Here is a 19,222-nt window from a genome sequence, read left to right on the forward strand (position 1 = left end):
GAACGTGACGGGCAGCTCATAGTCGGGGTCGTGCCACGGCTGGGCCGGCGGCTGGAAGCGGAACAGGCGGCGGGTGGGCCCCGACCGGCCCGGCGCTACGCCTGCGCCCGGGCGGCGCCCACGAGCGCCGCGACCCGCTCCACCGCGAACGCGTACCCCTGCACCCCGCATCCCGCGACGACCCCGTCGGCGCGCAGGGAGACGTACGAGTGGTGCCGGAACTCCTCCCGCCGGTGGATGTTGGAGATGTGCACCTCCAGTACCGGCATTCCGTCGCAGGCGTTGAGGGCGTCCAGGAGGGCGATGGACGTGTGCGAGTAGGCGCCGGGGTTGATGACGATCCCGCAGTGGCCGAGCCGCGCCTCGTGGATCCAGTCGACCAGCTCCCCCTCGTGGTTGGACTGACGGAAGTCCACCGTGCCGCCGTGCGCCGCCGCGGTCTTCGCGCACAGGGCCTCGACGTCGGCGAGCGTGTCGGAGCCGTAGATCTCCGGCTGGCGCTGCCCGAGCAGGTTCAGGTTGGGCCCGTTGAGGATCATGATCGGGGCGTTGGCCAGGGTGCGGGGCACGGTTCCTCCGGTCCGGTCGGGGTCGGCGGCCCGCCAGGGGCCGCTGCTCGCCCCCGGTTTATCACGCACGTCGACGACGGCCGCCCCCGGCTTGGGGTTGGCCCTCCGCCCCTACGACCTGCGGCCCGCCGGGCGGTGGGACGACGTCGGCCACGAATCGTGCTCTTCCCGGAGACCTCGGAGGAGACGCCCGGCGCCGCCGAGGTGTTCCGCACCCTGCGCAACAGGGGCGGGCGCGGGCCGGCCCAGCGCTTTCCCGCGCTGCTCACGGGCCGCCAGGACCGGCTCCTTCGAGCGCCCCAGCACTCCGGAAGGGGGCACCCGTTACGCGGCCGAACAGCGCGAAGCCGTGCTGAGCGCGCTGCAGGCGTACGCCCCCGACACCCACGTGGTCCTCGACGTGGGCCGGGCCTCGGCCACACCGGCCCTCGTCTCGTCATCCCCCACGGCGGCGCCCTCCGCCTCGACGGTCCGGCGCGGCGCACCACCGTCACCCACTGACGGCCGCCGCGCCTCCACGCGCCCCGTAACCCGCGCTCACCGTGGGTGGTTGACGCGGCATGCACGACGTACGCTCCGTGAGGACGCCCTCCATGCCGCGGCTCGCGGCCGCCTCGCTCGCCGGGACGGCCATCGAGTTCTACGACTTCTTCGTCTACGGGACCGCCGCCGCGCTGATCCTGGGGCCGCTGTTCTTCCCGACGTTCTCTCCGCTGGCGGGGACGCTCGCCGCCTTCGGCACGTTCGCGGCCGGTTTCGTGGCCCGGCCGCTCGGGTCGGTGCTCTTCGGCCACCTCGGGGACCGTCGGGGGCGGCGTCCGGTCCTGGTCGCCTCCCTGCTGCTCACGGGCGCCTCGACCGTCCTAGTGGGATGCCTGCCGACGTACGGCTCGATCGGGGTGGCCGCGCCCCTGCTGCTGCTCCTGCTGCGCTTTCTGCAGGGGCTGGGGCTCGGCGGTGAGTGGGGCGGGGCCGTCCTGCTCACGGTCGAGCACGCGCCACCGGGCCGGCGAGGGCTGTGGTCGAGCTTCCCGCAGGTGGGTCCCGCGGTGGGGTTCGTCCTCGCCAACGGGCTGATGCTCGCGCTGTCGGCCGGGCTGTCCGAGGCACAGTTCGCGCAGTGGGGGTGGCGGGTGCCGTTCTGGGTGGCCGGCGTGCTGGCGGTGGTGGGACTCTGGCTGCGCTCGTCGCTCGCCGAGAGTCCCCGCTTCCTGGAGATCGAGGACCATGCGCGGATGCCGCTCGCCGAGGTCGTGCGCCACCACTGGCGGCTGGTCCTGCTGACCGCGGGCGCGCTCGCCGCCGGGTACGCGATCTTCTACGCGGTGACCACCTGGTCCCTCGCCTACGCCACGGAGCGGCTCGGCGTGAGCCGTACCGTGATGCTGAGCTGCATCATGGCCGCCGTGGTCGTGAAGGGCGCGCTGACCCCGCTGGCGGCAGTGCTCGGCGACCGCTACGGCCGTCGGCCCCTGTGTCTGGCCGGGTGCGCGGCGGCGGCCCTGTGGATGTTCCCGATGATCGCCCTCCTGTCGACAGGAGCGCCTCTGGCCATGTTCCTGGGCTTCGTGGTGGCGCTGATCGCCTTCATCACCATGTTCGCCGTGATCGCCGCCTATCTGCCGGAGCTGTACGAGCCCCGGGTGCGCTGCACGGGCGCCGCCGTGGGCTACAACCTCGGTGGCGTCTTCGGCGGCGCGCTCACCCCGATCGCCGCGACGGCCCTGGCCGAGCAGAGCGACGGCCGGGTGCCGTGGGGCGTCGGCGCCTATCTGACCGGCATCGCGCTGCTCAGCCTGGCGTGCTTCGCCCTGCTGCCCGAGACCCTCCCGGCGAAGGAAGCCGCGGCGAAGTCGGGAACCGGAACGGAGACGGGAACCGGGGCGGAGACGGGAGCCGGGGCGGAGGCCGGGGCAGCCGCGTCGGGCTGATCCGGCCTCCGCGCGGCCGGTCAGACGTCCACGCTGTCCTTCGACGCGCCCTCGCCGGCCTCCCGCGCCTCGGCCTCCGCCTGCTTCTTGGAGGCGATCAGGCTGGTGATCGTGGTGATGATCAGGACGGCGCAGATCACGCCGAGCGAGACCGGGATGCTGATCTCCGGGACATGGACCCCGGACTCGTGCAGCGCGTGCAGCACCAGCTTGACACCGATGAAGCCGAGGATGATCGACAGGCCGTACGACAGGTGGACCAGCTTCTTCAGCAGGCCGCCGATGAGGAAGTACAGCTGCCTCAGGCCCATCAGCGCGAACGCGTTGGCGGTGAACACGATGTACGGGTCCTGCGTCAGGCCGAAGATCGCCGGTATGGAGTCCAGGGCGAAGAGGACGTCCGTGCTGCCGATGGCGAGCATCACGACGAGCATCGGCGTCATGACGCGCTTGCCGTTCTCACGGATCCACAGCTTGGTGCCGTGGTACCGGTCGGCGACGCCGAAGCGGCGCTCTGCGGCCTTGAGGAGCTTGTTCTCCTCGAACTCCTCGTCCTCCTCCTCGGCCCGGGCCTCCTGGATGAGCTTCCACGCCGTCCAGATCAGGAAGGCGCCGAAGAGGTAGAAGACCCACGAGAAGCTGGCGATGATCGCGGCGCCGGCGGCGATGAAGATGGCCCGCAGCACCAGTGCTATGAGCACGCCGACGAGGAGGACGCGCTGCTGGTACTGCGAGGGCACCGCGAACTTCGCCATGATCAGTACGAAGACGAAGAGGTTGTCGACGCTCAGCGACTTCTCGGTGATGAAGCCGGCGAAGAACTCGCCGGCCGGCTGCCCGCCGCCGAAGACGAGCAGGCCGAGCCCGAAGAGCCCGGCGAGGACGATCCAGACGACGGTCCAGATCCCGGCTTCCTTGATGGATACGTCGTGCGGCTTGCGACCGATGAAGAAGTCGACCGCGATGAGCGCGGCCAGTCCTGCGACGGTCAGGACCCACAGGGTCACGGAAACATCCACTGCGCCTCCGGCAGTTCGAAACGGCAAACGGTCAGTCAGCGTCGTCGCTGCCGGAGGTCTCTTCCACCCGGGACTCGGGCCGGCGCCCCGGGATCTGGCCTGATCCGTATTGACGGGAACGCCGCAGTTGGCAGGGAGTACTCCCCTCCGTACGGAAAACAGTACCCCAATCACCAAGGACAGGTAAAGAGCTTGGTAAAGGAAAACCCAAAACGCCTGGTCGGGCGACTTTACGCGGGCTTGGTACGGGCCGCCGCGACCTGGGCGAGCACCTGCTGGAGCACCTGGCTGCCGAGCGGCACCAGCGAGGGCTCGTACGTCCAGGCGTGCCCCACCCAGGGGTCGGCGAGGTGATCCTCGGGCACGGGCGTCAGTCGCAGCAGCGAACGCCACAGCGGGTCGAGCAGCGGGCCGTAGCCCGCCGAGTCCTCTCGGTCGGCGACCATCATCAGATGCACGCCGACGGCCGGTCCCTCGTCGGCGAGGTAACGCAGCTGGGTCACGGCCCGGTCGTCGAAGCCGTGCGGGAAGTCGTTGACCACCAGCAGGTGCTGGGCCATGTCCAGGTCCGGCGGCAGGGCGTCGGCCGCACCGGCCCGCACCGCCATCTGCACCAGGTCGACGCGCTGGGTGAGCCGGGCCAGGACGTCCGCGACGCCGGCGGCGCCGACGGCCGGCGGACCGGCGAGCACGCCCGTGCCCACCAGCGGCGCCAGCGCCTGCGCGCCGGACCCGGCCGGGTCGACGACGTGCACGGCGAAATCGCCCGCCGGGTGGGCGGCGAGCAGCCGGGCGGTGTGCGCAACGGCCGACTCCATCGCCAGGCGGCGCATGTCGTGCGAGTCGTGGAAGGCGCCGTCGGACGAACCGGACCGCCCGCTGTCGATCCACAGGCCGCGCTCCAGCGGCAGCCGGACCAGCATCGGTATGCGCAGCGGGGCGCATTCGGGCAGGTGCAGATCGCCCAGTCGCAGGGCCATGGGCATCTCGGTGGGGACCCGGTAGCCGTGCCAGACCGGGTTGTCCCAGCGTGCGTAGGCCGCGGGCAGCGCGGGTTCGACGACACCGGCCTCGGCGGCGAGCTGGGCGACGTCGCGGTCGAGGGCCTGGCGGGCCTGGTCGACGAGCTGGGCGTGCCGGGCCCGGGCCGCCTCGCGGGCGGCGTCCGCCTGTCCGCCGATCCGGCTGCGCGGGTCGGCGAGGACCTGCTCCAGCTCCTTGTCCATGCGGGACTCGGCGAAGTCGACGGCGCTGCGGTAGGCGGCCGTGGCACGGGCCAGGTCCTCGAACATGCCCCACACCTGGTTGTAGAGCCGCTCCTCCATGGACCAGCCGGTCGCGTCACCCGCGACGGGCGGGCGGGGCTGCCCGGGCGCCGCCGGGGGCGCGGTGGGCGGAGGCGGCGGGGCGGCGTTGCGCCGGCGCGGGTGGGTGTAGTCGACGGGGCCGCCCGCGGTGGGCGTGGACGGCTGGGTGCGCGCCGAGGGGTCCACGGGCGTGGCGTCGGCGGGGTAGCCGGTGGTGGGTTCCGCCGGGTAGCCGGTGGCGGGTTCCGGGGCGGCCTGCGGTGTCCGGCCGCCGTACGGCGCGGTATGGGCGCCGCTCTGGTCGGCGCCGAGCGCCGGGGCGGCCGTACGGCGAGCGCGGTCGCCCTCCGCGGTGCGCGGCGGCGGCGCGGCGACGGAGCGGGCGAGGCCCCGGGCCACCGCGTCGTTGATGGTGGCGGCGAGCTGGGCGGCGACGGGCAGCCCCTGGTCGGCGAGGAGTTCGGCGAGGCCGCCGGCGTACCCCTGGCCGACGGCGCGGACCTTCCAGGCGCCCTGTCTGCGGTACAGCTCCAGGGCGACGACGGCGGTCTCGGCCTCCAGTCCGGTGAGGGTGAAGGTCGCCACCTCGGTGCCGTCGAGTCCGGTGACCGCGACGAAGGGGGCGGCGACGGCGCCGAACCGGGCGGGACCGCCCGAGGCGCCGGTGGGCAGGGCGAGCAGCACATGGACGCGGTGCACGGCCTCCGGCAGGGCGTCCAGGTCGACCGCCAGCCGGTGGTCGGCGGCCGCCTGCCGGGACACCTCGAGCCCGGGGAGGGTGGGCACTCCGGGATGGGCCACCCCTTCCGCTCCGTGGACCTTTCCGTGCTCGTCGCCGATCGTGGCCGCGGCCACGATCGGCGTACCGGCCGAGACGCGGATCTCGAGACGGGACTGGGAGAGCGGGTGGTTCTGGCCCCGCACCAGCTCGGCCGTCATCGTCGTGGTCCCCCTGAATCGCGTACGCGTGTCGCGTGGTGAAGGTGTCGTGTACCGCTGGGATGTCATGTACCGCCCGCCCGGGCCCGCCGGGTCAGAGGTGCGGCAGGATGGACGGCATCAGGTCCTGGAACGTGCGTCCGTTGGCCGGGGTGCCGAGGGCCGTCATGGACCAGCCGGTCCCGACGCGGTGCACCTTGGCCATGATCTGGGCCGTGTAGGCGCCGCCGCCCGCGAGCGTGTAACGGGCGAGCTCCTGGCCGTTGGTCTCGTCGACGAGGCGGCAGAACGCGTTCTGCACCTCCTGGAACGTCTGGCCCGTGAAGGAGTTCACGGTGAAGACGATCTGGTCGATGTGGACCGGCAGGCGCTGCAGGTCGACGAGGATGGCCTCGTCGTCGCCGCCCTGGCCGACGCCGCCGACGAGGTTGTCGCCGGTGTGGCGCACCGAGCCGTCGTCGCTCACCAGGTGGCGGAAGAAGACGACGTCGACCGGCTGCTTGTCCGCGAACAGCACCGCGGAGGCGTCGAGGTCGATCTCGCGGGTCCGCGAACCGAACAGGCCACGCCGCGGGGCCGCCTGCCAGCCGAGACCCATGCGCACCGCGGTCAGGCTGCCTCCGTCGTTCTTCTGCAGACTGATGGCCTGACCCTTGGTCATGTTGACGGTCACGCGCTGTTTCCCCTCTCGAGCGTTCCCCTGTTGCCGCGATGCCGCGGATGACCAGAACCCTACGCACGGGCACTGACAGTGCCGTACCCCGGTCCGGACTTTGTGTCGGTCTTGCAACACAGCGCGTTCCCGGGGCCGCCACAGGGGCCCCGGGGGACCCGTCAGGCCAGCCCGGCCTCCTTCATCTGGCGCAGCTCCTTCTTCATCTCGGACACCTCGTCGCGCAGCCGGGCCGCGATCTCGAACTGGAGGTCCGCGGCGGCGGCGCGCATGCGCTGGGTCAGTTCCTCGATCTGCGCGGCGAGTTCGGCGGCCGGCCGGTCGGTCGGCGCCGTCTCCTGGGCTCTGCCCTTCTTGGCGGCCTTCGCGCCCTTGACCGCGTGTTCCTTGAGGGCCGGCACCGGGGCCCTGCCGCCGCGGCCGTCGTTGCGCGACTGCCGGAAGCCGGAGCCGAGCAGCTGCTCGGTGTCGATCTCCTCGCGGGCGATCTGGGCGACGATGTCGTTGATCTTCTTGCGCAGCGGCTGCGGGTCGACGCCGTGCGCCTTGTTGTACGCGACCTGCTTCTCGCGCCGCCGGTTGGTCTCGTCGATGGCCTTCTCCATCGCCGGCGTGATCTTGTCGGCGTACATGTGGACCTCGCCGGAGACGTTGCGCGCCGCGCGGCCGATGGTCTGGATCAGCGAGGTGCCCGACCGCAGGAAGCCCTCCTTGTCGGCGTCGAGGATCGCCACGAGGGACACCTCGGGCAGGTCGAGGCCCTCGCGCAGCAGGTTGATGCCGACCAGGACGTCGTACTCGCCGGAGCGCAGTTCGCGCAGCAGTTCCACGCGGCGCAGGGTGTCCACGTCGCTGTGCAGATAGCGGACCTGGATGCCCATTTCCAGGAAGTAGTCGGTGAGGTCCTCGGCCATCTTCTTGGTGAGCGTGGTGACCAGGACGCGCTCGTCCTTCTCGACCCGGGCGCGGATCTCGTGCACCAGGTCGTCGATCTGGCCCTCGGTCGGCTTGACGACGACCTGCGGGTCGACCAGGCCGGTGGGTCGGATGATCTGCTCGACGACGCCGTTCGCGCGGGAGAGCTCGTAGGCGCCCGGGGTCGCGGACAGGTACACCGTCTGCCCGATGCGCTCCTGGAACTCCTCCCACTTCAGGGGCCGGTTGTCCAGGGCGGAGGGCAGCCGGAAGCCGTGGTCGACCAGGGTGCGCTTGCGGGAGGCGTCGCCCTCGTACATCGCGCCGATCTGCGGCACGGTCACGTGCGACTCGTCGATGACGAGCAGGAAGTCCTCGGGGAAGTAGTCCAGCAGCGTGTTCGGCGGGGAACCGGGGAGGCGGCCGTCGAAGTGCATCGAGTAGTTCTCCACGCCGGAGCAGGTGCCGATCTGGCGGAGCATCTCGATGTCGTAGGTGGTCCGCATCCGCAGCCGCTGGGCTTCCAGGAGTTTGCCCTGCTTCTCCAGTTCGGCGAGGCGCTCGCCCAGTTCCTTCTCGATGTCGTTGACGGCCCGCTCCATGCGTTCGGGTCCGGCGACGTAGTGGGAGGCCGGGAAGACGTAGAGCTGCTGCTCGTCGCTGATGATCTCGCCGGTGAGCGGGTGCAGGGTGGTGAGCGCCTCGATCTCGTCGCCGAACATCTCGATGCGGACGGCGAGCTCCTCGTAGACGGGGAAGATCTCGATGGTGTCGCCGCGGACCCGGAAGGTGCCGCGGGTGAACGCCATGTCGTTGCGCGCGTACTGGATGTCGACGAAGCGGCGCAGCAGCTGGTCCCGGTCGATCTCGTCGCCCACCTTGAGCGGGACCATGCGGTCCACGTACTCCTGGGGCGTGCCGAGGCCGTAGATGCAGGAGACGGAGGCGACCACGACGACGTCGCGGCGGGTGAGCAGCGAGTTGGTCGCGGAGTGGCGCAGCCGCTCGACCTCCTCGTTGATCGAGGAGTCCTTCTCGATGTAGGTGTCCGACTGCGGGACGTAGGCCTCGGGCTGGTAGTAGTCGTAGTACGAGACGAAGTATTCGACCGCGTTGTTCGGCAGCAGCTCGCGGAATTCGTTGGCCAGCTGGGCGGCCAGCGTCTTGTTCGGCGCCATCACCAGGGTGGGCCGCTGGAGCTTCTCGATCATCCACGCGGTGGTGGCGGACTTTCCGGTGCCGGTCGCGCCGAGCAGGACGACGTCCTTCTCACCTGCTTCGATGCGCCGGGCGAGGTCGGCGATGGCCGTCGGCTGGTCGCCGCTCGGCTGGTAGGGGCTGACGACCTCGAAGGGCGCCACCGTGCGTTCGATCTGGGAAACGGGCCGCATGTCATCCACCGTACGACCCCCCACTGACAATGGGCCGCGGTCAGCGGTTCTGGGGCGTCCTCGAGCGGCTGTGCGGGACGGGCCGGCGGGCGCGCAGAGGCGGGCGGCGGCCGTGGTGGCGGGCGGGCGGATGGGCCGGGACGCCGGGCTCGCGCTCGGGTCGGGACCACTCGGGTGTGCCCGTGACCATCTGCGGGTCGAAGAGCACGACCACACCGGCCAGGCAGAGGAAGGCGACCGGCCCGATCAGCATGGGGGCGAGCAGGGCGGCGGGCGTGTCGCCGGTGGACGTGTCGGCGGCGCCGTGCAGGTGGACGCTGAGGGCGGCCATGCCCGTGTAGTGCATGCCGCTGACCGCGAGCCCCATGACGAGGCTGGCTCCGATGCTCCACAGAGGCCCCTTGACCTGCCCGGCGGCCCACAGGGCGGCGGTGGCGGCGGCCATGGCGATGACGACGGAGGCGGCGACGGTGAAGGTGTTGTACTCGAGTCGGCCGTTCAGTTCCAGGCCGGCCATGCCCAGGTAGTGCATGGACGCGATGCCGAGACCGGTGATCGTGCCACCCGTGAACAGGGCTGTGCCGGTGGCGCCCTTGTAGCCGACGATGAAGATTCCGATGCCCACCATGACGACGGCGACGGCCAGGCTGGCGTAGGTGATCGGTTTGTCGTAGTGGATCGGCGCCTCCCTGACCGTGAACCCCATCATGGCGATGAAGTGCATGGTCCAGATGCCGGAGCCGATCGCGGCCGAGCCGAGGGCCAGCCAGCCGGGGCGCCAGGAGCCGGCCACGAGCATGGACCGGGTGGTGCAGCGCAGCCCCAGGGCGCCGCCGAGGCAGGCCATGACATAGGCCACCAGAGGTGTGACGAGGCCGTAGCTGAATCCGTCGACCGTGCCTTGCATGCGCGGCTGCCCTTCCGCCCTCTTCCGTACCGGAATCCCCGAAACGCACCCCCGTCCCAGGTCCGCACGAGCGGCCAGGGTTGAGGGAGAGTATGACTCGCGCGGGTATGGTCGAACGACTTTCCGGCAAAGAAACACCGACCTGCCCCACTTGTGCCGCACCGGTGAAGCCCTGTCCTGCGGGCGGGCCCCGGGCCGGCCGGAGGCGTTGTCAGTGGCGGGCCCTACGGTGGGCGCATGGACAGCCATGGACACGGGGAGCAGCGGGTCGCGTGGGCCGTCGTCGGCGGCGGCATCGGTCCGCTGCTGCTGGCCGCGACCAGCGAGGGCCTGGTCAACGTCGTCTTCCACGCCACGGACGGGATACGGGACAGGGCGCTGGAGCGGCTGGCGTCGCGGCTGGGCGCCGAGCCGGTCGAGTCGCCCGGCTTTCCCGTGCTGGCCGAGGCGATACGCCAGGTCGAGGCCTACCTGGCGGGTGAGCTGCGGGACTTCGGGCTGCCGCTGGACTGGTCGCTGATCTCGGGCTTCAACCGGCAGGTGCTGCGCGAGCTGGCGTCCGGTGTGCCCTATGGAACGGTCGTCGGGTACGGCGACCTGGCGGGGCGGGTGGGCCGGCCGGGGGGCGCCCAGGCGGTGGGCATGGCCATGGGGGCCAATCCGCTGCCGCTGGTGGTGCCGTGTCACCGGGTGGTGGAGAGCGACGGTGGCATCGGCGGGTTCGGCGGCGGTGTGGAGACGAAGCGGAAGCTGCTGGCCCTGGAGGGCGTGCTGCCCCAGCCGCTGTTCTGACCTGCCGGAGCCGGGACGGGGGTTTGGCGGCGCCCGCCGCCCGCCAGGGATGAGGGAGAACGGCACAGACGGGAGGCGGGGCGCAGTGACGCTGGTGGTGTCCGAAGAGGTGCGGGAGGCGGTCCGCGCGAGGCGGCCCGTGGTGGCCCTGGAGTCGACGATCATCGCGCACGGGCTGCCGCGGCCCCGCAATCTGCGGGTGGCGCTGGAGCTGGAGGAGGCGGTGCGGCAGGAGGGCGCCGTACCGGCGACGATCGCCGTGCTGGACGGGCGTCCCCTGGTCGGCCTGGACAAGGAGCAGCTGGAGCGGATCGCCTCCGAGGACGGCATCCGCAAGCTGGGCCACCGTGACCTGCCGCTCGCGGTGGCCGCCGGGGCGAGCGGGGCGACCACGGTGTCCGCGACGGCGCTGCTCGCGGCGCTGGCGGGCATACGGGTGTTCGCCACGGGCGGTCTCGGCGGGGTGCACCGGCAGTGGACGGTGACGCAGGACGAGTCGGCCGACCTGGGCCTGCTGGCGCGCACCCGGATCACGGTGGTCTGCGCGGGCGTGAAGTCGATCCTCGACGTGCCGGCGACACTGCAGCGGCTGGAGACGCTGGGCGTCGCGGTGGCCGGTTACGGCACGGACCGCTTCCCCGGCTTCTACCTGTCCGACTCGGGTCATCCGGTCGACTGGACGCTGGACAGCCCGGAGCAGGTGGCGGACGTCATGCGGGCGCAGGACGCGCTCGGGGTGCCCGAGTCGGCGCTGATCGTGGCGAACCCGGTCCCGCAGGCCGAGCAGCTGGACCCCGAGCTGCACGCGCGTGTCCTGGCCGACGCCCTGCGCGCCTGCGAGGAACGGGGCGTCACGGGCCAGGCCGTCACGCCGTTCCTGCTGGACCATCTGGTGCGGCACACCGACGGGGCCTCGCTGAGCGCGAACCTCGCGGCGGTGCGGGGCAACGTACGGCTGGCGGCGCGGATCGCGGCGGCCTGGGCCGGGGCGTGAGCGAGCCCGTGCCCGGCGGCCCGCGCGCCGGGGACGACGGCACGGCGCTGCTGGTCGTCGGGGACGTGATCACGGACGTCGTGGCCCGGCACCGGGGCCCGCTGGCGGCGGGCACCGACACGGCCGCCCAGATCGTGACCCTGCCCGGCGGGGCGGGCGCCAACGTCGCCTGCTGGGCCTCCCACTGGGGGTGGCCGGACGTACGGCTGCTCAGTCGGGTCGGCGCGGACGCGGCGCGGTGGCACGAACGGGCGCTGACCGCCGCCGGGGTGCGTCCCTTGCTGGTCGTCGACCCCGAGGCGCCGACCGGGACGGTGATCTGCCTGGTCGACGCGGGCGCTGCGGCGGAGCGGACGTTCCTCACCGACAGCGGCGCCTCGCTGCGGCTCGATCCCGGCGACTGGTCGGACGCGCTGTTGGACGGCGTCGGGTGGCTCCATCTGTCCGGCTATCTGCTGTTCTCCGCGCCGGGCCGGGCACTGCTGCCGACGGCGGTGGCGGCGGCGCGCTCACGCGGGGTGCGGGTGAGCCTGGATCCGGCGTCGGCCGGCTTCCTCCGCACTCTGGGCGTGGACCGGTTCCTGGCGTTGGCGGAGGGGGTCGACGTGCTGCTGCCCAGCCGGGACGAGGCCTGTCTGCTCACCGGGCTGCCGGGCGCGCGGGACGCGGCGGCGAAGCTGAGCCGACACGTTCCGCTGGTCGTCGCCAAGCAGGGCCCCGAGGGGGCGCTGGTCGCCCGGAGCGGCACGGTGTCCGCCCGGGTCCGCGGCGTACCGGCCGCGCCGCGGGACACCACGGGCGCCGGCGACGCGTTCACCGGCGCGTTTCTCGCCGCACTGCTCGGCGGCGCGGAGCCGGAGGCGGCGGCCGTGCAGGGGTGCCGTGCGGGGGCGCGGGCCGTCGAACGTGTGGGCGGCAGGCCGCCGACGGACGGAAGACCGCCGGCGGACGACGGGTCGCCGGTCCGGGAGTGAGAGGCCGCGCGCCGCCACGTCCGGCGTTCGTCGCACCCGGCGACCCACAGCCGACCGCATGCCCGACGACCGCTGGTGACCGCCGTGCCCTGTGCCCCGCCGCGGCCGGCGGCCGGTTACGGCTTGCGCCCCCAGGCCGAGATCACCGGGACGGCGGCCAGGTCCAGCGTGCCGGAGGCGATGTTGGCCAGGTGCCGGTCGATGTCCGCCTCGGCGGCGAACCCCTCGGCGACGAGTTCGCCGCGGACCTGGCGGATCGTCGCGGTCTCCAGCGCGGCGCAGGCCGGCGCGGAGAGCGGGAAATGGACGTCGGCCTCCACGCGCCGCAGTCCGGCGGCGCGCAGCAGCCGCGGCAGTCGGCGGCCCTGGGTCAGGTCCACGCCACGACTGGCGAGGAGCCGGCCGACGCCCTTGCGCAGCCGGTTCGCCATCTGCTGCTCGGGCCCGTGCTCGTCCGGGCAGACGAGGGGCTGGAGGCCGAGGTCGGTGTCCTCGACCAGAAGTCGTCCGCCCGGGCGCAGCGCTTCGGTCATCGTCCGCAGCGTCCGTGCGCGGTCCGACACATCGGTCAGGCTCAGCCGGGCGTGGACCAGGTCGAAGCCCTCCCCCGGCGGCCGGTGCGCGGCGATGTCGTGAATCCGCACCTCCACCGGGGGCCGGGCGGGGGCGGTGATGCAGGAGACGTCGGTGTTGGTGGCGACGACCTTGCCGGTGGGGCCGACTCGCTTGGCCAGCCAGGACACCACGGAGGCGCCGCTCGCGCCGACCTCCCAGCAGCGCCAGCCGGGTCCGACGCCGAACGCTTCGAAGTGCCGGAAGGTCGTGGGATCGAAGAGGGCGGCAAGGGCGTCGAGGCGTTCTCTCGCCCCGGCCTGCCGGTTGTCGAGGAGATACCCGTCGGTGAGCGTCATGCCGCGATCATCCCATTTATCCGACTTGTCAAGCACGGATGACGCTCCGAACGAGGCGTTCCCGCAGCCTGGGCGCCCTGCGAACTGCCGTTGTCCACAGCCCGGAACCTGCCGCGATGCGCGTTATCCACAGGCTTGCCCGGTCACCGTGCCGTCCTGGCACACTGGCGCGACAGGCGCGGAGATGCGGCGCGAAGGGGTCCACGCGAGGAGATCCAGAGATGTCCATGGCAGGGAATCTGCGGAAGGTGACGAGCCTCGGCACGGTCGGCGGCCTGCGCAGAGTCGCACGGCTGGCCCGGCGGCGCCGGCGCGTCGACCTGAGCCACCCCGCCCGTTCGCCGCTGGGCTCCTCCGTGGTCAACTGCGTGGCCTACGAGGAAGGGGCGCGCCTGCCCGTCGGGGGTGACCTGGTGGAGACGGTGCGTCAGGTCCGCAAGGGCGGTGACGGTTTCGTCTGGCTGGGGCTCCATGAGCCGACGACCCGGGAGTTCGCGGGCATCGCCGAGCTGTTCGACCTGCACCCGCTGGCGGTCGAGGACACGGTCGAGGCGCACCAGCGGCCGAAGGTTGAGCGGTACGGCGAGACGCTGTTCGCCGTGTTCAAGACGGTCTGCTACGTCGAGCACGAGGTGCTGACGGCCACCAGCGAGGTGGTGGACACCGGGGAGATCATGGTGTTCGTCGGCCCGGATTTCGTGATCACCGTGAGGCACGGGCGGCACGGTTCGCTGGGCCCGCTGCGGGAGGAGCTGGAATCCGACCCCGACCAGCTGGCCAAGGGCCCGTCCGCGGTGCTGCACGCGGTCGCCGACCATGTGGTCGACGAGTACCTCAGCGTCATCGACGCGGTGCACGAGGACATAGAGCAGGTGGAGACGGACGTCTTCGCGGAGAACGGCGCGCGGGCCGACCCCGGCCGCATCTACCAGCTCAAGCGGGAGCTGCTGGAGCTGAAGCGGGCGGTGGTCCCGCTCGGCCGGCCGTTGCTCGATCTCGCCGACCGGCCGATGCGGGTGGTGGAGCCGCAGATACAGGCCTACTTCCGGGACGTGTCCGACCATCTGCAGCGGGCCGCGGAGCAGATCGCCGCCTTCGACGAGTTGCTCAACTCGATCCTTCAGGCACACCTCGCCCAGGTCACCGTGGCGCAGAACGAGGACATGCGGAAGATCACGGCATGGGCGGCGATCGTCGCCGTGCCGACGATGGTCTGCGGGATGTACGGCATGAACTTCGAGCACATGCCGGAGCTGCACTGGCGGTACGGCTACGCCATGGTCATCGGCGTCATATCCGCGGCCTGCCTGGTGCTGTACCGCGGCTTCCGGCGCAACGGCTGGCTGTGAGGACGACCGCCGACGGGGGTCGGCGTCCGGGGGCGTCGGCGTAGACCCGCTGGGCCTTGCCCCGACCTGGTCCTCCGTCAGGTTCCGGGCGAGGTCCGGCCTCGCTGATCAGGCCGGCCGGGCGCGTTCACGCAGCCGACGACGATGTCGCGGTCGGTGACGAGGCCGCGGAGGACGGGCTCAGCCGTTCCACGCCGGGCGGCGCGGGTCGTCGGCGCGGACCAGGACGTCGGCCGTGCCGGCGGGGTCGGTCTCGTCGGCGTAGCGCTCGAAGGCGGGGAGGGTCCAGTGCTCGGCCTCGGGTGTGCGCCGGCGCAGCGCGCCCGGGGAGAGGAGGACGTGGACGGTCAGGTCGAAGGGGAACCAGTGCCGCAGAAGGAGGGGCCCGTGCAACAACAGGCAACCACCAGGCGGGAGTTGGACGTACGGGCTGCGGGTGGCGCGGTCGGTGACGGGGTCGAGCAGGTCGGGCAGAACGCGTCCGTCGCCGCCGGGTTCGAGAGGGCCGAACACCTCGCGCCACAGCGCGCCGGTGTCGAACCAGCCGTCGTAATAGGCGTCCACGTCCCGGCGACCGTGTTCCAGGCGCAGGGACGCCGGACGCAGGAACCCCTCGGTGCCGACGACCAGCGAAGAGCGACCGCGTACGCGCAGCGCTTCGTGGACGAGCCGGGCGAGATCGCCGGGGCGGGCGACCGGGGCGCCGTCGAAGGCGATACGCGGCCAGGAGCTGCCGTCCGCCGGCTTCAGATCGAGCAGCCGCTCGGCAAGCCGGTCGCCGAGCCGCTCCCAGGTGATCGCTTCGAGTCGCACACGGCCATGATGCCGCGCCGTCCCGGCCGGCGAGCGGCGTGGATCGACCGCGGCGGCGGGCATGAACCGGACATGGCGCCGCCCACCGCACCGGTGACTCCCGTTCCTTCCACGTCGCTCGTGGTCGTCCAGCCGCTGAAGCGGAAGCGCTGCGCCGGCTGCCGGCGCGGTCCGCTGCAGATGCTGGTCCTGGAGGAGGGTTCGCCGCGCTGCCTCGGCTGCGCCGACCTCGGGCACCTGGTGTTCCTGCCGCGAGGGGACACCGCGCTGACCCGGCGGTCGCGGGAGGAGAGCGCGCTGTCGGCGGTGGTGGTGCGGTTCAACCGACGTCACGGGCGGTACGAGCGGCAGGGTGTCCTGGTCGAGGAGGCGGGGCTCGCGCGGGCCGAGGAGCGCTGTCTGGCGGACGCGGAGGCGCGGCGGCGGCGCAGGGTGCGGGACGCGCGGCGCCGGGCGGTGCAGGACGTCCGGTTCGCGGACGCGTTCGCGGCGGAGATACGGCGTTTGTTCCCGGGGTGCCCGGCCGAGCGGGCGCGGGAGATCGCCGCGCACACCTCGGAGCGGGGCAGCGGTAGGGTCGGCCGGAGCGCGGCGGGGCGCGCGCTCACCGAGAGCGCGGTGACCTCGGCGGTGGCGGCGTCCGTACGCCACGTCGACACGCCGTACGACCGGCTGCTGATGAGCGGGGTGCCGCGGCACGAGGCGCGGCGGAGCATCGCGGCGTCGGTGGAGAAGGTGCTGCGAGGGTGGCGAAGCCCTGTCCCCTCAGTCACCGGCGGTGCCGTTGCCGGGCATGGAGTTCCGGAGCCGGGCGGGGTGGCGGGGCCGAGAGGGCGCGGGCCGGAATGGACGGGGAGATGAGAGGCACATGATCGACGGGCCGTATTTCGTGCTGGTCCTGCTGGGAGTGCTCGGGACCGGGCTGGTGGCCGGGGTCTTCTGCGCGTTCTCGACCTTCGTGATGCGGGGCCTGGCGTCGTTGCCCGCGGAGCAGGGCGTGGCCGCGATGAAGGCGGTGAACGTGGCGGCGGTGCGTCCGGCGTTCATGGCGGTGTTCATGGGGTCGACGCTGCTGAGCGTGCTCATCGGCGTGGTGACGTTCGTGCTGTGGCCGGAGGAGGGGACGGCGGAGCTGCTGGTGGGCAGCGCACTGTATCTGTTCGGTTCGTTCGGCGTCACGGTGTTCGCGAACGTGCCGCGCAACGAGGCGCTGCAGGAGTTGGACGCGGGTACACCGGAGGCGGACGCCTACTGGCCGGCGTACGTGCGTGGGTGGACGGCGTGGAACCACGTCCGCACGGTCGCCTCGGCCGGCGCGGCGCTGGCGTTCGTCCTGGCGCTGGCCTGAGTGCGTCCAGGGCGACGGACGCCGGACCGGACCCGTCCCGTGCGCACCCGCTCCCACTCCCCTGCCCGCCCTACCCACCCTCCGCCCACGCCCAGCCCGCGCCCCGCGTAGGACCCACCTGTCCCCGCGCGCACCCCTGCGCCCCCGCGCGACCCGACGTATCGTGGCGGGAAGAGCGCCGCCGATGACGTACGGGCTGTCGTACGCGTACGCAAGGAAGCCGGCCATGGCCGATCCCAAGGGTTTCATGACCACTCCCCGCCAGGACTGGCCCCGTCGGCCGGTCGGGGAACGGGTACGGGACTGGAACGAGGTCTACGTTCCCGGGGCGCTGCTGCCCATCATCGACGAGCAGGCGGACCGGTGCATGGACTGCGGCATCCCGTTCTGCCACGACGCCTGTCCGCTGGGCAATCTCATCCCCGAGTGGAACGGCCTGGTGGCCCGCGAGGACTGGCGGGCGGCGAGCGACCGGCTGCACGCCACGAACAACTTCCCGGAGTTCACGGGCCGTCTGTGCCCGGCGCCGTGCGAGGCGGGCTGTGTGCTCGCCATCAACCAGCCGGCGGTGACCATCAAGAACGTCGAATGCGCCATCGCCGACCGCGCCTGGGAGGAGGGTTTCACCGTCCCGCGCCCGCCGGAGCGACTGAGCGGGCGGACGGTCGCCGTGATCGGGTCGGGGCCCACGGGGCTGGCGGCGGCGCAGCAGTTGACGCGTGCCGGGCACACCGTGGCGGTGTACGAGAAGGACGACCGGCTGGGCGGGCTGATGCGGTACGGCATCCCCGAGTTCAAGATGGAGAAGCACCATCTGGACCGGCGGCTGGAGCAGATGCGCGCCGAGGGGACGAAGTTCCGCACGTCGACGGCGGTCGGGCGGGACATCGGGGCGGCGGAGCTGCGGGCGCGGTACGACGCGGTGGTGATCGCGACGGGGGCGACCGCCTGGCGTGAACTGGCCGTGCCGGGGCGGGAGCTGGCCGGGGTGCATCAGGCGATGGAGTACCTGCCGCCGGCCAACCGGGTGTGCGAGGGCGACTTGGCGGTGTCTCCGCTGTCGGCGGCCGGGAAGCACGTGGTGATCGTCGGGGGCGGCGACACCGGGGCGGACTGTCTTGGCACGGCGGTGCGGGAGGGCGCCGCGTCCGTGACGCAGCTGGACATCTACGCCCAGCCGGGCACGGAACGCGACGAGGACGTCGACCCGTGGCCGACGTATCCGAGGATCTACCGGTTGTCGGCCGCGCACGAAGAGGCCCGCGATCTGCGGACGGCCCCGGCGGCGGACGCCGACGCGCGGCTGTTCGCGGCGTCGACGCTGCGCTTCACCGGCGACGACGAGGGACATGTGCGGGCGCTGCACCTCGTCGAGGTGGACGCGAGGCGGCAGCCGGTGTCCGGCACCGAGCGGACGCTGCCCGCCGATCTGGTGCTGCTCGCGCTGGGTTTCTCGGGGCCGGACCGGGGCGACGGGCTGATCGACCAGCTGGGGCTTGAGCTGGAACCGCGCGGCACGATCGTGCGGGACGCGGATTTCGCGACCAACGTCCCCGGCGTGTTCGCGGCGGGAGACGCCGCGCGGGGACAGTCGCTGATCGTGTGGGCGATCGCGGAGGGACGGGCGGTGGCGGCGGCCGTGGACCGCCGGCTGACGGGCTCCTCGCGGCTGCCGGCGCCCATCGGGCCGTACGACCGGCCGATGTCGGTCTGATCAACCACGACTGCCATGACCGCCACGGCCGGCGCGACCGCCATGACCGGCGCGGGGGTGCGAAGGCTCGGGTCGGCGCTGGTCCGTGCCCGCCGTCTTCGCCGTCGTCAGGGCGATCCGGTTCCAAGTGTTGATGGCGAGGATCACGGCCAGTACGTGGGCCAGCTCCGTGGCGTCGAACTGCGCGGCGGCCTCGGCGTAGACGTCGTCAGGGACGCCGCCGTCGGCCACCAGGGTGACCGCCTCGGTCAGGGCCAGGGCGGCCTGCTCCCGCTCGGTGAAGAAGTGCCGCGCCTCGCGCCACAGGGGCACCATGTGCAGCCGGTCCTCGCTCTCGCCGGCCGTACGGGCGTCGTTGGTGTGCATGTGGAGGCAGTAGGCGCAGTGGTTCTGGTGCGACGAGCGGATCTGGATCAGCTCGACGAGAGCGGGGTCGACGCTCGCGCGGGCGGCGGCGTCGAAGCCGATGAGGGCCTTGAAGGCGCCGGGCGCGGACCGGGCGAAGTCCAGACGGGCGGACTCGGGACGGCCTGGCTCGGAACGGCCGGACTCCGGGCGGGCGGGGCGGTCGGCGGGCGTCCGGGTGCCTGGCGTGCGGGTGGTGAGCATCGTGTCCGTCGTGTACGTCGTCTGAGCCATCTGCGCGGTCTGCGTCGTCATGTCCCTCAACCTACGG

General features: G+C 72.5%; 17 protein-coding genes and 1 pseudogene. 9 read left to right on the forward strand and 9 right to left on the reverse strand.

Going from position 1 to position 19,222, the window contains the following annotated elements; translation table 11 throughout:
* Nucleotides 1-95: 95 nt before the first annotated feature.
* Complete coding sequence (gene aroQ / locus ABZY13_RS29930; RefSeq protein ID WP_356636250.1) at nt 96-569, reverse strand: type II 3-dehydroquinate dehydratase; 474 nt, start codon at nt 567-569, stop codon at nt 96-98.
* Nucleotides 570-728: 159 nt separating this feature from the next.
* On the opposite strand from aroQ, the pseudogene ABZY13_RS29935 reads away from it, so the two are divergent.
* Nucleotides 729-1,070, forward strand: a pseudogene (locus ABZY13_RS29935) (LD-carboxypeptidase); the annotation flags it as partial.
* 92 nt (nt 1,071-1,162) lie between these two features.
* Nucleotides 1,163-2,500, forward strand: coding sequence for an MFS transporter (locus ABZY13_RS29940; protein WP_356636252.1), 1,338 nt, complete (start codon nt 1,163-1,165; stop codon nt 2,498-2,500).
* 20 nt (nt 2,501-2,520) lie between these two features.
* Here the strand turns inward: ABZY13_RS29940 and ABZY13_RS29945 are convergent, their stop codons facing one another.
* The 5 genes from ABZY13_RS29945 to ABZY13_RS29965 all read right to left on the reverse strand — a co-directional run bounded on the left by ABZY13_RS29945 (nt 2,521) and on the right by ABZY13_RS29965 (nt 9,651).
* Nucleotides 2,521-3,519 carry a TerC/Alx family metal homeostasis membrane protein gene (locus ABZY13_RS29945; protein WP_356636254.1) on the reverse strand — a complete coding sequence of 333 codons (999 nt, stop codon included), beginning with the start codon at nt 3,517-3,519 and terminating at the stop codon, nt 2,521-2,523.
* Nucleotides 3,520-3,749: 230 nt separating this feature from the next.
* Nucleotides 3,750-5,765, reverse strand: a complete 2,016-nt coding sequence (locus tag ABZY13_RS29950; RefSeq protein WP_356636256.1) for a TerD family protein — start codon at nt 5,763-5,765, stop codon at nt 3,750-3,752.
* A gap of 94 nt (nt 5,766-5,859) precedes the next feature.
* Nucleotides 5,860-6,438 (reverse strand): TerD family protein, encoded by a 579-nt coding sequence (locus tag ABZY13_RS29955; protein ID WP_356636258.1) that lies wholly within the window; start codon nt 6,436-6,438, stop codon nt 5,860-5,862.
* 161 nt (nt 6,439-6,599) lie between these two features.
* A complete protein-coding gene (uvrB, locus tag ABZY13_RS29960) occupies nt 6,600-8,744 on the reverse strand; it encodes an excinuclease ABC subunit UvrB (RefSeq protein WP_356636260.1) in 2,145 nt (714 codons plus the stop codon).
* Nucleotides 8,745-8,784: 40 nt separating this feature from the next.
* Nucleotides 8,785-9,651, reverse strand: coding sequence for an MHYT domain-containing protein (locus ABZY13_RS29965; RefSeq protein WP_356636262.1), 867 nt, complete (start codon nt 9,649-9,651; stop codon nt 8,785-8,787).
* Between the two features lie 237 nt (nt 9,652-9,888).
* Between ABZY13_RS29965 and ABZY13_RS29970 the strand changes: the two genes are divergently transcribed.
* The 3 genes from ABZY13_RS29970 to ABZY13_RS29980 all read left to right on the forward strand — a co-directional run bounded on the left by ABZY13_RS29970 (nt 9,889) and on the right by ABZY13_RS29980 (nt 12,411).
* Nucleotides 9,889-10,443, forward strand: coding sequence for a methylated-DNA--[protein]-cysteine S-methyltransferase (locus ABZY13_RS29970; RefSeq protein WP_356636264.1), 555 nt, complete (start codon nt 9,889-9,891; stop codon nt 10,441-10,443).
* An 85-nt stretch (nt 10,444-10,528) separates the two neighbouring features.
* A complete protein-coding gene (locus ABZY13_RS29975) occupies nt 10,529-11,437 on the forward strand; it encodes a pseudouridine-5'-phosphate glycosidase (RefSeq protein WP_356636266.1) in 909 nt (302 codons plus the stop codon).
* Nucleotides 11,434-12,411 carry a sugar kinase gene (locus ABZY13_RS29980; RefSeq protein WP_356636268.1) on the forward strand — a complete coding sequence of 326 codons (978 nt, stop codon included), beginning with the start codon at nt 11,434-11,436 and terminating at the stop codon, nt 12,409-12,411. Before ABZY13_RS29975 ends, ABZY13_RS29980 begins: the two co-directional genes overlap by 4 nt.
* A gap of 116 nt (nt 12,412-12,527) precedes the next feature.
* On the opposite strand, the gene ABZY13_RS29985 is transcribed toward ABZY13_RS29980, so the two are convergent.
* The gene (locus ABZY13_RS29985; RefSeq protein ID WP_356636270.1) at nt 12,528-13,322 is read right to left on the reverse strand and encodes a methyltransferase domain-containing protein; all 795 of its coding nucleotides are present in this window, start codon (nt 13,320-13,322) and stop codon (nt 12,528-12,530) included.
* A gap of 221 nt (nt 13,323-13,543) precedes the next feature.
* On the opposite strand from ABZY13_RS29985, the gene ABZY13_RS29990 reads away from it, so the two are divergent.
* Nucleotides 13,544-14,671: a magnesium and cobalt transport protein CorA gene (locus tag ABZY13_RS29990; RefSeq protein ID WP_356636272.1), complete on the forward strand. Its 1,128-nt coding sequence runs from the start codon at nt 13,544-13,546 to the stop codon at nt 14,669-14,671.
* A gap of 180 nt (nt 14,672-14,851) precedes the next feature.
* Here ABZY13_RS29990 and ABZY13_RS29995 read toward each other — a convergent pair whose 3' ends face one another.
* A complete protein-coding gene (locus ABZY13_RS29995) occupies nt 14,852-15,484 on the reverse strand; it encodes a uridine kinase (protein WP_356636274.1) in 633 nt (210 codons plus the stop codon).
* Nucleotides 15,485-15,556: 72 nt separating this feature from the next.
* Between ABZY13_RS29995 and ABZY13_RS30000 the strand changes: the two genes are divergently transcribed.
* From ABZY13_RS30000 to ABZY13_RS30010, 3 genes are all read left to right on the forward strand, one after another.
* Nucleotides 15,557-16,345, forward strand: coding sequence for a DUF2293 domain-containing protein (locus ABZY13_RS30000; RefSeq protein WP_356636275.1), 789 nt, complete (start codon nt 15,557-15,559; stop codon nt 16,343-16,345).
* Between the two features lie 7 nt (nt 16,346-16,352).
* Entirely contained in the window at nt 16,353-16,832 is a 480-nt protein-coding gene (locus tag ABZY13_RS30005) for an anthrone oxygenase family protein (RefSeq protein ID WP_356636277.1), read from the forward strand.
* 226 nt (nt 16,833-17,058) lie between these two features.
* Entirely contained in the window at nt 17,059-18,546 is a 1,488-nt protein-coding gene (locus tag ABZY13_RS30010) for a glutamate synthase subunit beta (protein ID WP_356636279.1), read from the forward strand.
* Here ABZY13_RS30010 and ABZY13_RS30015 read toward each other — a convergent pair whose 3' ends face one another.
* Nucleotides 18,547-19,206, reverse strand: a complete 660-nt coding sequence (locus ABZY13_RS30015; RefSeq protein ID WP_356636281.1) for a carboxymuconolactone decarboxylase family protein — start codon at nt 19,204-19,206, stop codon at nt 18,547-18,549.
* Nucleotides 19,207-19,222 lie beyond the last annotated feature (16 nt).

This window comes from Streptomyces sp. NPDC006610 (assembly GCF_040611575.1).
In the GTDB taxonomy this organism is placed as follows: domain Bacteria; phylum Actinomycetota; class Actinomycetes; order Streptomycetales; family Streptomycetaceae; genus Streptomyces.